The organism is Acinetobacter sp. AYS6 (assembly GCF_025630795.1).
GTDB lineage: Bacteria > Pseudomonadota > Gammaproteobacteria > Pseudomonadales > Moraxellaceae > Acinetobacter.
This window is the reverse complement of sequence record NZ_JAOTNV010000005.1, coordinates 378,981-395,696: the sequence shown is the minus strand read 5'-3', so window position 1 is coordinate 395,696 and position 16,716 is coordinate 378,981. Positions and strand designations below refer to the sequence as shown.

Genomic DNA, 16,716 nt, shown 5'->3' with positions numbered 1-16,716 from the left:
TGACTTAAAGTTTTAAGAGGTAGGTTTTAACTCGAAGCGCTGGATTTTGCCGACAATAGCGGTATAGCAAATCACTGCTGCAATCGCATGCACACCGACATAAGTCAATGCAAGGTTGAAAGAACCAGTACTTGCTAAGATATAGCCGATCACAATTGGGGTCACGATTCCTGCCGTATTACCAAACGCATTCATCATTCCTCCTGATAAACCCACCATTTCTTTTGGTGCAACATCAGACATGACTGCCCAACCTAAAGAGCCGATGCCTTTCCCAAAGAAAGATAAGGACATAAAGAATACAATTGCTGCTTGAGAGTCGACGTAATTACACATAATGATTGAGGTTGAAACCAAGAATCCGACTACGATAGGTAGCTTTCTTGAAAAGCTTAAGCTGTAATTCATTCGAATTAATTTATCTGAAATCAAGCCACCTAAAATTCCACCTACAAAGCCGCAGAGTGCAGGTGCAACTGCTGCAAAACCAGCCTCTAAAATGCTGAGATGTCTTTCTTTGACAAGGTAAACAGGGAACCAAGTCAAGAAAAAATAGGTCAGTGTATTTACACAATATTGCCCAATAAAAATGCCGAGCATCATACGGGAAGCAAGAAGTTGCTTAACTTTACCCCATGTAATTTTCTCTTTTTTAGCATTTTGGCTGTTTTCACCCATGTCGAGTAAAGCACCTTCTGAAGCAATATATTTTACTTCTTCGGGATTTACTGTTGGGTGATTGGTTGGGCTATAAATGACCTTGAGCCAGATAAATGAAAGTAGAATTCCTAAACCACCCATAACCCAGAAAATAGATTGCCAATGTACAGTCGCGACAAGCCAGCCCATGAGAGGAGCGAAAAGTACAGTGGAAAAATAGGAAGATGAGTTAAAAATGGCAGCCGCTGTTCCACGTTCTTTGGTCGGAAACCATGCAGCAGCAATTTTACTGTTACCCGGAAAAGCAGGCGACTCAGATAAACCAACTAAAAATCTGAGTACAAAGAGTGAAGTAATGATGGTTGCTGTGTCACCTAAAATATTGGTAAAGCCAATTAAGACAGTGAACAATGACCATAAAAACAAGCTCCAGAAATACACACGGCGAGCACCAAACTTATCGAGTAGCCAACCACCTGGAATTTGACCAATCACATAGGCCCATGCAAAGGCCGAGAAAATATATCCCATGGTAACTGAGTCGATACCTAGCTCATGAGACATTGGCGTTGCAGCCATTGAGAGGGTTGCACGATCACCGTAATTAAACGCCGTCACCAAAAAAATCATCGCAAGAATGTAGTAGCGAGTTTTCGTATGTTTGGCTCTTTGCTGAGTCACTACAGCGATATTTGTTTGCAAATTATCCATATACAAACTCTTTTAATAATCGACCTATTTGCATATCCGTGAAATAGGTGACGTCATGTCAAATTCATCGATAGAATAGATGAGAAAACGGAATTCTGTATCTACTCTATAGTCCTAGTTCTAAAACCGCGTCTTTAGATGTATGACATCATATGATTAAAAATATTATTTTGGCAAGTGGGGCCGAAAAATAATTTTTATGCGGGTTTATATTGACAAGTTGTCTGATGTCTTATAAGTTTTGGTGATGAAAAAATAGCATCAATATGCCAAGGAGTATTTTAATGGCGACCTCTACACCTATCGTTAAATCAATTCGAGCAATTCCTGTTGCTGGACATGACAGCATGCTGCTCAATTTGAGTGGTGCTCATGGACCTTATTTCACTCGTAATATACTCATTATCGAAGATAACTCTGGAAATATTGGTGTAGGTGAAATTCCGGGCGGAGAAAAAATTTTAGCGACATTAAATGATGCTAAAGCCTTGGTAGAAGGACAGCCGATTGGTGAATATAAAAATTTACTTAAAAAAATTCAGCAAACTTTTGCTGATCGTGACAGTGGTGGCCGAGGCAATCAAACCTTTGATTTACGTACCACAATTCATGTTGTAACAGCCTATGAGTCGGCATTACTTGATTTGCTTGGTAAGCATTTAAATGTGAATGTCGCAAGTTTGCTTGGTGAAGGCCAGCAACGTAGTGAAGTTGAAGTTTTAGGATATTTATTCTTTATCGGTGACCGAAAACAGACTTCATTAGACTATGCAACTACACCTCAGCATAACCATGACTGGTATAAAGTCCGTCATGAAAAAGCGTTAACACCCGAGGCAGTACAGCGCTTAGCAGAAGCTTCTTATGATCGTTATGGATTTAAAGACTTTAAGTTAAAAGGTGGCGTATTACAGGGTGAACAAGAAGCTGAAGCGGTTACAGCAATCGCGCGCCGTTTTCCAGAAGCGCGTGTGACACTCGATCCAAACGGTGCATGGTTTTTAGATGAAGCAATTGCTTTAGGCAAACATCTTAAAGGGGTGTTGGCCTATGCAGAAGACCCATGCGGTGCAGAACAAGGTTATTCAAGCCGTGAAATTATGGCCGAGTTTAAACGTGCAACAGGCTTACCCACTGCGACCAATATGATTGCGACCGACTGGCGAGAAATGTCACATAGTATTCAATTGCAAGCCGTTGATATTCCTTTGGCTGATCCACACTTTTGGACATTGGAAGGTTCGGTTCGAGTGTCGCAGCTCTGCAATATGTATAACTTAACGTGGGGTTCGCATTCTAATAATCACTTTGATATTTCACTTGCTATGTTTACCCATGTTGCTGCTGCCGCGGTAGGTAAGGTTACGGCAATTGATACACACTGGATTTGGCAAGAAGGTACAGATCAGCTAACCAAAGCGCCGCTTGAAATTAAAGACGGTAAAATTCAGGTGCCAACAGCACCGGGGCTTGGTGTCGAACTGGACTGGGACCGAATTAACCAAGCGCATGAACTGTATAAATTAAAAGGTTTAGGAGCTCGTAATGATGCCGATGCGATGCAATTTTTAATACCAAACTGGTCGTTTAATAATAAAAAGCCGTGTTTGGTGCGTTAATATTTTATCGTTATTTTTGAAAAATTCACTTTTTGAATTGTCTTAATGCTTTGCTGTCCCTATGGGCAGCTTTTTTTTATGTTTAACGATTAGCTGTAAAATTAAGAATTTTTAACTATATTTTATAAAACAATAGGTTAAATGATTTTTGGTAATGAGCTTTTATCTATTTAAAAATTTTAGATTCTCAGAAGAAAAATATATTGATCAAAATAAAAATTATGATGTAAGATGTCTGACAACATAAACATGTATGGATATTTTCTAATGGATGCTCTTGAGTTAAAAAACATTGTTTCTGATGGTCTTCTTTCTTTTCCGGTGACTGACTTTGACCAAAATGGGGACTTTAATAAATCTTCTTATGCAAAACGTCTTGAATGGTTAGCGCCTTATGGTGCAAGTGCATTATTTGCTGCGGGTGGTACAGGCGAGTTTTTCTCGTTAACTGGAAATGAATATTCTGACGTGATTAAAACTGCAGTCGACACTTGTAAAGGTAGTGTACCGATTATTGCTGGGGCAGGTGGTCCGACACGTCAGGCGATTGAACAGGCAAAAGAAGCAGAGCACTTAGGTGCACACGGTATTTTGTTAATGCCGCATTACCTAACTGAAGCAAGCCAAGAAGGTTTGATCGAACACGTTAAGCAAGTATGTAACTCAGTAGACTTTGGCGTAATTTTTTATAACCGTAGCGTATCAAGATTAAATCTCGATTCAATCCAAAAGTTAGCCGAGATGTGTCCGAACTTAATTGGCTTTAAAGACAGCTCTGGTCAAATTGATATGATGACGGCAGTGACTCAAACGATGGGTGACCGGTTGTCGTATTTAGGTGGTTTGCCAACAGCAGAAGTTTTTGCAGCCCCATATAAAGCCCTAGGTTGCCCAGTTTATTCATCTGCTGTATTTAACTTTATTCCAAAGACTGCAATGGAGTTTTATAACGCGCTTCGCAGTGATGACTTTGAAACAACGAATCGTTTAATTAAAGATTTCTTCTTACCACTGATTAAAATTCGCGACCGTAAATCAGGTTATGCGGTAAGCATGATTAAAGCAGGTGCCAAGATTGTTGGGCACGACGCAGGTCCAGTGCGTCCACCATTAAGTGATTTAACTCAAGCAGACTATGAAGATTTGGCTGCGCTCATTGCGACACTTGGTCCGCAATAATTCTAACTGTTTAGGTATTGGAGCTTTAAAATGAGTAAAAATAACGGTCGGCAGTTTATTAATGGTCAACGCGTTGCTGCAAATGCGCCAGCTCTAGAAAGTATAGCTGCAAAAGACTATCAGCCAACAGGTTATGTATTTAGTCAGGCGACCCTTGAAGAAGTGGATCAAGCTGCTCAAGCTGCACATAACGCTTTTTTAGTTTACAGCCAAACTTCTCAAGAGCAACGTGCCTCTTTTCTTGAAGAAATTGCTCGCCAAATTGAAGCATTAGGTGCGAACCTGCAAGAAGTCGCTTCACTTGAAACAGGCTTACCACTTGCTCGTCTTCAAGGAGAGACAGGCCGTGTTACGGGTCAGCTTCGACTGTTTGCTGAACTTTTACGCCGTGGCGATTTTTACGGTGCTCGTATTGATGTGGCATTACCAGAACGTAAGCCTTTGCCGCGTGTCGATTTGCGTCAATATAAAGTTGGGGTAGGACCGGTTGCTGTGTTTGGCGCGAGTAATTTCCCACTTGCATTTTCAACTGCAGGCGGTGATACCGTAGCTGCTTTAGCAGCAGGCTGCCCGGTTGTCTTTAAAGCACACTCTGGCCATATGGCAACTGCTGAGCTTGTTGCAGAAGCCATTGAAAAAGCAATCGAAGTTTGCGATATGCCTAAAGGCACATTCAATATGATTTTTGGCGGTCGTATTGGCGCAAACTTGGTAGAACATCCACTGATTCAGGCAGCTGGTTTTACGGGTTCTCTTGAAGGCGGAATGGCACTTTATAACCTTGCGCAGAGCCGTCCTCAGCCAATTCCATTCTTTGCTGAAATGTCGAGTGTGAACCCTGTAGTGGTTTTATCTCAAGCGCTGAGTTCTCGTGGTGAACAAATTGCACAGGATACGGTTGCCTCATTTAATATGGGATGTGGTCAGTTCTGTACAAAACCAGGGTTAATTTTAGGCGTACAAGGTCCTGAATTTGACAGTTTCGTAGCAGCTTTAGCTGAAAGCACGCAAAAAGCTGTGCCTCAGGTCATGTTGAATGAAGGAACTTTAAAAAGCTACCGTCAAGGTATTGATGCTCTAAACAGTGAAGCTGGTTTTGAAGTTATTGCGACAGGACAAGACACCGAGTTAGTTTCTCAAGCAAAAGCACATCTATTTAAAGCGGACCAATCTGTTTTATTGTCAGGCAACCCAAAACTACAACATGAAGTTTTCGGGCCAATGTCGATTGTGATTGGCGTAGAGGATGAAGCGACTTTGTTAAAAGGGATCGAGGCTTTAGGTGGACAGCTCACGGCAACCATTATTGGTGATGAAAATGAGTTGTCCGAAGCAGGCGAGCTTCTTCATTTGCTAACTGGTAAAGCTGGCCGTGTATTGTTTAATGGTTTCCCGACAGGAGTTGAAGTGTCTGATGCAATGGTGCATGGTGGTCCTTTCCCTGCAACGAGTGATGCACGCGGAACTTCGGTAGGTACGGGAGCGATTGAGCGTTTCTTGCGTCCGGTATGTTTCCAAAATACACCACAAGTTTTATTACCCGATGCATTAAAAGATAGTAATCCACTACAGATTACTCGTCTGGTCAATGGGCAATTAACTCAGGCCAAAATTTAAAAATTATGCAGCTCAATCAACGCTATTGAGCTGCATATTTTTTAACTTATTCAACGTATTATTAAATATCAACAGAAGCACAAGTTGCTTACTTTTTAAATATGTGTGAGGGTTTGATAAGCGAGATAAAATATTTTATTTTTAATAACTTAGGGGTCTAAAAACCGAATATGACTATCGTCTAAGTTTATAGTAAAATGAATTTTCTAATTTTTTCAACATTTCATGAGTTCTTCAGATTATGTCTAGTGCAATTAAACCTAGATCAACAAAAAAACTAAGCCAGATTATTGTAGAACAACTGATCGAAAAAATTCAGTCTGGAGACTTCCAAGTTGGAGAGAAAATTCCGACCGAACTTGAATTAATTGAAACTTTTGAAGTAAGCCGTTCTGTTATTCGTGAAGCCATCACTGAGTTGCGTTCTTTAGGGTTTGTCGAAACTCGTCACGGGATTGGTACTTTTGTAAAAGAGCAGACTATTGAACAGAATTTTTTGCTGTCTAATGCCAGTTTAGAAACCATTAACGATATTGTTTCTTTACTAGAGCTTCGAATTAGCCTTGAATCGGAAGCTGTCTTTTTAGCCTCAGAGCGCCGTAAGCAAATCCATATCGATAAAATGAAAGCTGCGCTTGAAGACTTTGAACGACATATTTCTTCAGATGAAAATGATGGCACAGTAAAAGCTGATTATGATTTCCATATTGCCATTGCTGAAGCTTCTGAAAACCAATATTTTGTTGATTTTTTAAAGTATCTGGGTGAAAAAATTATTCCGCGTGCACGCTTAAAATCGATTGAGCAAAGCCCAGAAAACCGTGAAGAATATTTAAAAGCGGTTCATCATGATCATGTCAATATTTATAACGCAATTGTCGATCAGGATGGTTTGTTGGCCCGACAAATGATGCGAGCTCATCTGTCTAAAAGTATTAAAAAATTTAAGCAGTAAAGCTTGAGCTAAGATTAGGCAGAGTAAGATAAAAAGAGAGCTTATTTAAGCTCTCTTTTAAATTTTATAGGGTGTTATTTACAGCTAAAGTTTTCAGCTTTTTCGCTATTGCCTTGACCATTGTAACGGGCAATCAGTGGGTAAGGACAAAGTGGACGGGTGCGGTCTGGTGCCCAGTCTTGTGGAAGCTCAGTATTCACTTGTCCACTTGGGTTACCTGCGCCGCGTGCGGTTGCAATAATTTTGTCAGGTGCTTGGCCATATTCAACCCAGTTGACTAAAGCTGTGAGTGCGTCAAATTGGTCGGTCGCAATGCCATCACGGGTATGGTTCATGCCCGGAACTCTAAAGAAACGTGCGAATTCAGGTGCTGTACCTTTTGCATCATTTTTATAGTGTTGTAGCAGTTGATCGTACCAATTTTGGGTGTCATCTACAGAGAAAACGCCGTCTGCTGTGCCTTGTACCACAATCATTTTTCCACCGTGATTACGGAGTTTATCCAGATTGAGTTCATCGGGTGGCATCATGAAAGACATCGAACTTTCAGTATAAACATCATTGGTTGCCGAGAGTTTTGGATAATCGGTATCGAAGTTAAAATTAAAGGCAAATTGTCTAGAATTTTGAGTCACAGTTGGGTCTGGTGGGACTTGAAAAAGAATGCCGACTGCAACTGGGTCACGCGCTGTTCCCACCGAAGATTCGAATTTCCAGCTTGCCCAGTTGCTTCCCACTAAACCGGGGTCGAAAGGTTGGGTTGCATAGAGCGCTTGTCCAGCAGAGTTTACAGGACCGCGGTAAATGTTGGCTAATACATCAATTTGTTCGGTGCTTAGGCAGGTGCCATCTCTTGTGCTTGAGCAAACGGGTACATCGTTGTGAATATCAAAAGCTGTACGGCAAGCCTCGACATCTTGAACCAAGCCATCTGCAACACCGTCTAAAGTATCGCATCGATCTAAAATCGCTTTTGCTAAAACTTTACGCTCTGGAAGAGTAAGAGCAGTACTTAGGTCATTTTCATCTGTTGCGACACGACGAAGCTGCTGCGCTGTGTAGAGCTGAGCCGCGGCTGCGCGAGGTAAATGAAAACCCGGTGTGCTTGCCAAGATTCCATCATATTGGTCGCCCAAACGGGTTGCGGCAATCATGGCATGCCGTCCGCCGTTCGATGTTCCGCCTGCATAGGAGCGGTCTGGCAATTTACCATATGCTGTTTTAATTAGGTTTTTTGCCATAGGCGTGAGTTTGGTAATCGCACCGTAGCCGTAGTTAATTCTAGCTTGAGGGTCTAAACCGAACATCGGATTTTGTGAGGCATTATGTCCAGCATCGGAAGAAATGACCGCAAAACCATCATGTAAAGCATTGGTCAGTGGACCACCGCTGCCGACCTGACCCGTTGCAGGCACTAAGTTACCATCGGTTCCGCCGTTGCCTTGATAGAGAAAACGGCCGTTCCAGTCAACAGGTAAGCGCATTTCAAAACCAATTTGATAAGTTTGTCCATCGACAGGGCTTACACGTTGATCCATATAACCTTTAACCAAACAATGTGCGCCAATCGGTTTATTGGCGACCGTCAATGTGCCTGTTTCTTGAAGGGTGGCAGAGCTAATAACGGTATTGTTGTATTGAAATCCGAGTAAGTCCGTACAGCTTCCTGTCATTTTTACGCCCACGGCAGGAGTCAATTGAGGTGGTTTAGTGGTTGAGGGAACCGTTGTGTCATCATTATCACTTCCACAGCCCGTCAAAGCACCAAACATGGCAAGTACTAAAACGGAGTGGGTCAAAATTCGTTTATTGTTGGTGTAATTCATTATTCATATCCTTATTGAATGAATGGTCGCAATTAATCTAAAACCAGAAAATTAGCTGTGCTTCGTGCAATCATTTTGTTGTTTTGCCAAGCTTCACTTTCAATATTCAGTACAGTTTTGCCTTGTTTAATGAATCGGCATTTTGTAATGACTTCGCCTACAGCACAGGGTCTTAAAAAATCCATGGTTAAATTGATGGTGGTGGCTGGTTTACGGTCATTGGCGAGATATGCAAAAAGTCCCATCACATCGTCAAGCATGGCGCAGATCATGCCGCCTTCAACGGTGCCGCGTGGATTGGTAAAGCTTTCCAGTGCTGTGTAGTAGATGGTGAGTTCAGTATTTTCTTCATTCCAATGAATGTTATGACCACCCAAATGATGGTGGATTGGGGGTAAGTTTTCTAAATTTTTTTGGTCCATAATGAAGAGTCCTTCCTTTTTTGTATGGGGTTATAAAAATTGTTATTTCAGCGTATAGGCATCATAAACAACTGCTTTGCCCAAGCGCATTGCACTGCCTACCGCAACGGTCTGATTGAGCCATGAATATTTTGGTGAGCTAGTTTCAAACTGCATGGTGATTTTGAAATAGTAGTTTTTCGGGTCGACATCTTTGCCTTGGGCAAGCTGTTTTAGTGTTTCTGCCGCGCCATGGCGGTAACCTTTGGTTTGAAGATAAATCAGTGCGCCGTCGTCGGTTTCTAATAAATATCGTGTATCAATAATGGCCAGACCTTTACTGTCAACGATTTGCCAATCTGCGCCATTATTTAAAATGCGGCCCTTAAGTGATTTTCCTTCGAATGTTCCACCTGTAATGGGAATAATTCGGCGTTTACCTGCGTCACTGGTTGTGCCTAATTCCCAAACAGGCGCATTTAGATCAACACTAAATTTTGCTAAAGGCTCAAGCTGAATAGGTGGCGGGCTATATTGCGTTTCGGCATGAGTCAGGCCAATGAAACAAATTCCGCAGAGTAACGTTACAACTTTCTTCATGATGAATTTCCTGAAATAAAAAGAGGTTCTATGTGTGACAGAACCTCTCGTTTTGAATTATTTAAATTTCCATGTGTAGTCGATGTTGATACGGGTTTCGTTTACAGGTTTGATGTTGGCTGTAGAGAGCATGTTGTTGTCATAAATGGCATAGCGCGCGCGTAGCCCTAGATTTTTTAACCAGCCACTTTGAACGGTGTAGCCTAAATCAAAGTCTGTTTCGCGTTCTTTTAGATTAGTTCCGCCTAAGTTGGGTGCATAAATATTGTGACCTGTGGTGTAACGGGTCATAAAACGTAAACCCGGTACATAATCTTTAAAGTCATATTCATAACGGAAGCTATAGGCTTTTTCTTTTGGGTTTAAAAACTCACCCGGCCATGTATCAATCAGAAGTCCAGTTTCACCACCAGTCAAATACGGAAACGCGGTGTCACCGTGGTGCTGGAAAGTCCCAAAAATAAATTTATGGTTTTGATGTTTGAGTTCGAAGTGCGCATGATAAAGATCATTATCGACTAAGCCTGCTTTTGCTTGTCCATCATCGCGGCTGCGGTAGTAACGTAATTGCGAGCTAAAATTAGTGGTGTCATTAATTTTGTGTTGATGTAAGGCACCGACCATGGTTTGGTTATAAAGGTCATCAACATCCATGTAAAAAGCGGTGAGCTTCAATGCAGGATTAAACTGATAGTTTCCACCTAAATAATAGAGTCCATCAGTTTCGGCACTTTTAAATCTTCCATTTACCCCAGAAATTTTAATTTTTTCATAGTTGGTCGAATCACGATGATTTACTTTATCAAGGTAGGCCGCTTGTAAGTCGAAGTCTTTAATATCTTTACTGGTCAGTGAAATGCCTCGATAGGTTTGAGGAAGCAAACGAGCAGGTGAAGCTACTAAAACAGGATTCATTGGCATTAATGTACCGATGCGTAGCTCGGTCTGGCTCATTTTTGCTTTTGCTGTGACTCCAATTTCGCCATAAGAGTCGGCAGGTTCATTGGTGCGGGTGTCTCTAGGTAAGTTTCCTGTACCTCCGTGCTCGGCATCGGCATCGAGTTTAAAACCTGCCGTTGTAAGCACATCCAGCCCAAAACCGACAGTCCCTTCGGTATAACCTGAATTGGCTTTAAGAATAAACCCTTGTGTCCAGTCCTTGGCAGCAGGGTAAGTGGATTGCTCTTGGTAGTCGCGGTCAAAATAGAAATTTCGCGTGGTGAGTTCTACTGAACTGTTATCAATAAAACTGCCAGCCCACACTGAACTTGAGAGCATAAGGGTAGAGTACATCCATAATTTCGACATAGCATTTCTTCCTGAAATAACATTTTTTGTTTTCAACAAGGCATAGTTGTTGTGTCTGCCTTGTTTGGTTTTTAAATCGAATTATTTTCCGAGCAGTTCTCGGGCGACGATTTCTTTCATAATTTCATTGGTTCCCCCATAAATTTTTTGTACCCGCGCATCCACAAAAAAGCGTGAAATCGGGTATTCCTGCATGTAACCGTAGCCACCAAAAAGCTGAAGTAATTGGTCAATCACTTCACATTGGACATCGGTAATAAAGCATTTCAGTGCGGCAACTTGAGTCACGCTTAACTGTTGTTGTTGATACAGTGCTGCACATTGGTCTACAAAAGCTTGAGCGGCTTTGGCTTTAATTTGCGCGTTTGCGAGAACAAAGCGCGTGTTTTGCATTTGGCTTAAAGGTTGCCCGAAAGCTTTACGTTCTAATACATAGTCTTTGGTCAGTTCTATGGCACCTAAAATTGACCCCAACGCCATCATTGAAATGCTTAAACGTTCACGAGGTAACTCTTGCATTAAATAAGCAAAGCCTTGTCCTTCTTCACCTAAACGCTGAGTTGTAGGCACATAAACATCATCAAAAAATAGTTCGGCTGTATCTTGAGCATGTAGCCCGATTTTTTGTAATGAACGGCCTTTTTTAACGCCATCTAAAGCGGCATTGACTAATAAAATCGAAATACCTTTTGCTTTAGCTTGCGGATCAGTTTTCGCAACCAGAACGATCAGGTCGGCATGCAAGCCATTTGAGATAAAGGTTTTTGAACCATTAATACGGTAGTGGTCATTTTCTAAAATGGCTTGAGTGCGTATAGCTTGTAGGTCTGAGCCAGCATTCGCTTCGGTCATGGCAATTGCAGTGACGACTTCACCTGTCACCATTTTTGGTAACCAATAGCGTTTTTGTTCCTCAGACCCAATATTTTGTATGTAAGGAGAAACCAACTCATTTTGCCCGCCAATGGCAACCGCCAAAGATGCAAAACCAGCTTGAGCAGTTTCTTGAACCAGCATGAGTGAGTAATGAATAGGAGCACCGTAGCCACCATATTCTTCGGGTACATCGACGCACAAAAAGCCATTTTCCCCAAGACGAAGCCATAGGTCACGTGGGATGAGGCCATCGTGTTCCCATTGTTCGTAGTAAGGAGCAACCTGTTCTTTTAAGAACCTGCGATAGCTGTCCCGAAATAGTTCAAATTCTGTATCGTGTGGCATGTTGAACCTTTTTTAGGCAAAAGTGAGGCTAAGGCCCAAACCGAAGTTTGAGCTTCCTTTTTTATTTCAATTGCTTATTGTTTTAAGGTGGGCACCCGTATAATCAGCGGGTTATCAGTCTGCTTTTGATAAAGCTCATCAATTAAAGCGGCACGACGTTTCGTAATACTGCTTTGATTGAGGTTGCCTTTGTCGGTCACTTCACCGGCATCTAACTGAGGTGGTTCGGTCATTAAATAAAGCATTGAGACTGTATTTGAGCTGCCAGTCGCATCTTTATTAAAGGTCGTTAAAAATTGGCGGAACCATTGTTGGACTTTAGGGTGTTGCAGTATCTCTGCTGCAGAATGTTCGCCCAGCTTAAGACCTGCATATTGAGCACATGCTTCTAATTTTGGAAAAATCAGAAAGCCAATAGCATTTAGATTTGAACCAGTAATACAAACATCCTGAATCAGTAAATTACCTTGAATCAGTACTTTGTTGCGTAGTGTGCCGACATTCACAAAAGTACCCGTATTGAGTTTAAAGTCTTCGGCAATTCGTCCGTCATACATTAGGCCTTTAGTCGGATCATTGATATCGACTAAACGAACGGCATCGCCTGTATGGAAAAAGCCTTCATCATCAAAAATAGTACTTTGCTGGTCCGCCTTTAAGCGCCAATAGCCTTTCATGACGTGTTTGCCACGAACGCAAAACTCAAGTTTGTCACCACATGGTACTAGCTTAATTTCACATCCCGGAGCAGGGTAACCAATAAAGCCAGCCATTACGCGTGGGCCAGTTGTAAAAGCACAAGAGGGAGCAGTTTCGGTCATGCCCAATCCGCTCATAATGCGAATTTTCTCTCCGCAATGTTGCTGAGCAATTTTATCGAGTCTGTTCCAGCCCGCTTCTGAGAGCGCAGCACCTGCAAAGAATAAAATTTTAACTTTGGCAAAAAAGCGGTCTCTTAATTCTTCATCTTTTTCTAACGCTTCGGTGAGTTCTTCCCAACCTTTTGGCACATTTAAATAAACAGTTGGAGAAATTTCTTTGAGATTACGAATGGTTTCGTCAAATTTTCCTGCAACGGGTTTGCCATCATCAATGTAAATCGTACCGCCGTTATAGAGTGCGATGCCGACATTGTGACTGCCGCCAAATGTGTGGTGCCAAGACAACCAGTCGAGTAGGACAGGCGGCGTTTCTTCAAACTCAGGGAAAGTCTGCAATAACATTTGCTGATTAACACACAACATTAAATGTGTGGTCGGCACAGCTTTAGGCAATTTGGTTGAACCTGATGTAAATAGAAATTTGGCAATCTGGTTTTCATCAAGGGTTTGGTAAAACTCTTGAACATTTGAAACGGGCGTATCTAACAGCGATTGAAAAGACGTGCAGATCTGATCGCCTACAATCCCTTTATTGGTTACCACTTCAATATCGGATGTAATGCATGCCTGAATGGCTTTGGCAAAAGCTTGTCCATCGCTGGCATAAACCATACCAGGTGTAAGCACTTCAAACACATGTTTGAGTTTGCCAAAGTCTTGAGAAATCAGAGAGTAGGCAGGGGAAATAGCCGAGAAAGGCACACCCGCCAGCATGGCACCCATAGAGAGTGTTAAATGTTCGAGATCATTGCCACTTAAAATGACGAGTGGTCTTTCTTGGCTTAAATTGCGGTCATGCAAAGCCTGAGCAATATGCCATGCGCGTTGTAGAACTTCTGCATAACTCAGTTTGACCCATTCGCCTTGAGCATTGCGTTTTGCTGCAAAAATATGTTCGGGTTTGGTTTGTGCAAAATGAATTAACCGATCTGTCAGTTTTTGTGGATACGGTTTTAATTGCTCTTTTGGGCTGATATAGAGCGTGTCATCTTTATGGTGATAATGAATATCATGTTGCCCTAATTTTACGAACCGTTCGCGGTCTTGTGATTGAGTGGCATTCATTTGCATTTCTTTCACTCCATGGAAAGCGCATCACTGCGCTTTATTTTTTGCATCATGCAATTTTTATTTAATATGTTGTTGTCCGCATTAGCCTGACTAAATCGGGTAATGACGTGATTGGGTCTGAATAGTAATCCAGCGTAGTTCAGTAAATTCGGCAACAGAGACTTTACTACCAAAACGTCCGTAACCACTCGATTTTGTTCCGCCAAATGGCATTTGCGCTTCGTCATGTACGGTTGCGCCGTTAATATGACAAATACCCGAATCAATTTGTTGAGCGACTTCCAATGCCTGTGAAATATTTTGGCTAAACACTGCTGAAGAAAGACCGAACTCGCTGTCATTTGCCAGTGCTATGCCTTCTTCAATGCTTGAAAAACGTTGAACTGTGCATACAGGTCCAAATGATTCTTCGCGGTAAAGCAGCATGTCAGGTTTAATATTGAGCACCAACGTCGGTTGCATGGTGGTGTCTTCAATATGGATGCCTAAAGGTAAGTCAGCTCCTTTGTTTTGGGCATCTTCTAGCAAATGCTGAATGCGGTTTGCAGCGCGTCGACTTTCTAAAACACCCAGTACATTGTCTTTTGACATCGGATTACCTGCCCGAATAGAGCGGGTTTTCTCAATCAGCTTTTCAATAAACTGGTCGGCAATTTTGTCTTGAACCAAAACACGTTCGGTCGACATACAAATTTGCCCTTGATTAAAGAATGCTCCAAAAGCAACTGCATTTACGGCTTCATTAATGTCAGCTTCATTTAAAACCACAACAGGGGCTTTACCACCCAATTCAAGTAAAACAGGTTTTAAATATTTAGCCGCAGTCTCGGCAATAATTTTTCCGACTTTGGTTGAACCGGTAAAATTAATGCGTTTAACGGCTGGATGAGACACTAAGCGCTCCACGATTTGTGGGGCATCTTCGGCGGCATGGGTAATCACATTCACCACACCTTCACCAAGTCCTGCTTCGTATAACACTTCGCCAATCAAACGATGCGTTGCTGGACAAGCTTCCGATGCTTTTAACACAACCGTGTTACCACAAGCCAAAGGCATGGCAAGTGCACGTGTTGCCAAAATGACAGGCGCGTTCCAAGGTGCAATCCCTACAATCACACCACAAGGAACTCGCACACCCATCGCAAGATTGCCCGGCACATCTGACGGAATCAGACTTCCATCAATTTGTGTGGTCATGGCTGCGGCTTCACGTAACATGTTGGCAGCAAGATGAACGTTAAACCCATACCATGTTGCAGTTGAACCTGTTTCGTGCATTCCAGTTTCAATGAATTGCTCGGTTTTTTGGTCCATTAAATCGGCTGCTTTTAACAAACGTAAGCGACGTTCGGTAGGCGAGAGTTTCGACCATACTTTAAAAGCTTGTTGTGCCGAGTCTATTGCACGATCAACATCTTCCAAAGTTGCAGCAGCGGCTTTACTTGCCACTGATCCATCAATTGGACTAATACGCTCAAAAGTTGCCTGATTTGATGCATCAACAGATTGACCGTGAATAAGTAACTGTACATTTTGCATGGGTTGTGTCCTTACATTGCCATTAAAAAATCAAAAGTTAACCAGTACGTTTATAGCTCTGTAAACCCGGTTTAATTGATTTTTCATCTAAAAATTGTTTCAAACCTTCTTGGCGGCCATTTTCCGTATCGCGGTGGATACATTGATCAAGTTTGGCATATAAGTAGTCTTCGTTTTGATCCCATGTCAGTTCGCGGCAACGCTTAAAGCCATTTTTAGCGGTACGAAGAACCACAGGGTTTTTCTCAAGTAAGCAATTTGCAAGTTCAGTCACTTCTGCTTTTAGCTGTTCAAGCGGTACGCTTTTATTCACAAGGCCCATGGTTTCAGCTTCTTTACCACTAAAGGTTTTACCCGTCATGATGTAATACAAAGATGCACGGTGACCTACGGTATCTGCCATTGCTTTGCTTACAAGGTTGCCCGGTGGGATGCCCCAGTTAATTTCAGATAAACCGAAAGTTGCTTCATCTGCTGCAATTGCGAGGTCACAAGCCACTAAAGGTGAGAAACCGCCTCCAAAGCACCAACCGTTAACCATTGCAATGGTTGGTTTTGAATACATGCGAAGAAGTTGCCACTGCCAACGGCATGAGTCGCGGCGAATACGTTCTTGATAAATTTCTGGTTGGGTATCGACTTCACGGAAATATTCCTTCAAGTCCATGCCTGCTGTCCAAGAATCACCTGCACCTGTCAACACAAGCACACGTGCATTTTGATCAAGTTCTATCGCTTCAAGCACATCAATCATTTCACGGTTGAGTGTTGGGCTCATGGCATTTTTCTTTTCTGGGCGGTTCAGGGTGACCCATGCAATTCCATCTTCAACTTTAACATCTACTGTTTCCCAGCGGTTTTCATAACTCATCTTCATACTCCTTGAATGATTTTTAGCTGTTCTGGGATTTAATTTAATATCAGTTAAACTTACATTCAAGTCTTTTTTATTAAATTTCATAAATATTTTATAATCCATTGTATTTTAAATATTAATTAATTTTATTGGTTATTTAATATAAAAATATGTTGATTTTTTAGTAAGTTTAACTGATATTTTTTGGTGTGTTTAAACAATAATACACAAAGGGCTAAATGGAACGACTAGTCAATAAAGGACAACAC

General features: G+C 41.9%; 13 protein-coding genes. 4 read left to right on the top strand and 9 right to left on the bottom strand.

Annotated features, from left to right (window positions below; genetic code table 11):
- Positions 1–12: 12 nt before the first annotated feature.
- Positions 13–1,371 carry an MFS transporter gene (locus tag OD757_RS06635; RefSeq protein ID WP_263031290.1) on the bottom strand — a complete coding sequence of 453 codons (1,359 nt, stop codon included), beginning with the start codon at positions 1,369–1,371 and terminating at the stop codon, positions 13–15.
- 284 nt (positions 1,372–1,655) lie between these two features.
- Here OD757_RS06635 and gudD point away from each other — a divergent pair, with 284 nt between their 5' ends.
- The 4 genes from gudD to OD757_RS06615 all read left to right on the top strand — a co-directional run bounded on the left by gudD (position 1,656) and on the right by OD757_RS06615 (position 6,741).
- Positions 1,656–2,990: a glucarate dehydratase gene (gene gudD / locus OD757_RS06630; RefSeq protein ID WP_009387747.1), complete on the top strand. Its 1,335-nt coding sequence runs from the start codon at positions 1,656–1,658 to the stop codon at positions 2,988–2,990.
- A 267-nt stretch (positions 2,991–3,257) separates the two neighbouring features.
- Positions 3,258–4,169 (top strand): 5-dehydro-4-deoxyglucarate dehydratase, encoded by a 912-nt coding sequence (kdgD, locus tag OD757_RS06625; RefSeq protein ID WP_263031533.1) that lies wholly within the window; start codon positions 3,258–3,260, stop codon positions 4,167–4,169.
- Between the two features lie 30 nt (positions 4,170–4,199).
- The gene (locus OD757_RS06620) at positions 4,200–5,786 is read left to right on the top strand and encodes an aldehyde dehydrogenase (NADP(+)) (protein WP_263031289.1); all 1,587 of its coding nucleotides are present in this window, start codon (positions 4,200–4,202) and stop codon (positions 5,784–5,786) included.
- A 241-nt stretch (positions 5,787–6,027) separates the two neighbouring features.
- On the top strand, positions 6,028–6,741 hold the full coding sequence (locus OD757_RS06615; protein ID WP_263031288.1) for a FadR/GntR family transcriptional regulator: 714 nt from the start codon (positions 6,028–6,030) through the stop codon (positions 6,739–6,741).
- A 74-nt stretch (positions 6,742–6,815) separates the two neighbouring features.
- On the opposite strand, the gene OD757_RS06610 is transcribed toward OD757_RS06615, so the two are convergent.
- From OD757_RS06610 to OD757_RS06575, 8 genes are all read right to left on the bottom strand, one after another.
- Complete coding sequence (locus OD757_RS06610; RefSeq protein ID WP_263031287.1) at positions 6,816–8,567, bottom strand: tannase/feruloyl esterase family alpha/beta hydrolase; 1,752 nt, start codon at positions 8,565–8,567, stop codon at positions 6,816–6,818.
- 32 nt (positions 8,568–8,599) lie between these two features.
- The gene (locus OD757_RS06605) at positions 8,600–8,989 is read right to left on the bottom strand and encodes a PaaI family thioesterase (protein WP_263031286.1); all 390 of its coding nucleotides are present in this window, start codon (positions 8,987–8,989) and stop codon (positions 8,600–8,602) included.
- Between the two features lie 42 nt (positions 8,990–9,031).
- Entirely contained in the window at positions 9,032–9,568 is a 537-nt protein-coding gene (locus OD757_RS06600) for a DUF3237 domain-containing protein (protein WP_263031285.1), read from the bottom strand.
- Between the two features lie 57 nt (positions 9,569–9,625).
- Positions 9,626–10,876 (bottom strand): OprD family porin, encoded by a 1,251-nt coding sequence (locus tag OD757_RS06595; RefSeq protein WP_263031284.1) that lies wholly within the window; start codon positions 10,874–10,876, stop codon positions 9,626–9,628.
- Positions 10,877–10,957: 81 nt separating this feature from the next.
- Complete coding sequence (locus OD757_RS06590; protein ID WP_263031283.1) at positions 10,958–12,097, bottom strand: acyl-CoA dehydrogenase family protein; 1,140 nt, start codon at positions 12,095–12,097, stop codon at positions 10,958–10,960.
- Positions 12,098–12,171: 74 nt separating this feature from the next.
- Complete coding sequence (locus OD757_RS06585; RefSeq protein WP_263031282.1) at positions 12,172–14,058, bottom strand: feruloyl-CoA synthase; 1,887 nt, start codon at positions 14,056–14,058, stop codon at positions 12,172–12,174.
- Between the two features lie 81 nt (positions 14,059–14,139).
- A complete protein-coding gene (locus tag OD757_RS06580; RefSeq protein ID WP_263031281.1) occupies positions 14,140–15,591 on the bottom strand; it encodes an aldehyde dehydrogenase in 1,452 nt (483 codons plus the stop codon).
- Between the two features lie 37 nt (positions 15,592–15,628).
- Complete coding sequence (locus tag OD757_RS06575; protein ID WP_171056853.1) at positions 15,629–16,468, bottom strand: p-hydroxycinnamoyl CoA hydratase/lyase; 840 nt, start codon at positions 16,466–16,468, stop codon at positions 15,629–15,631.
- Between the last annotated feature and the right edge of the window lie 248 nt (positions 16,469–16,716).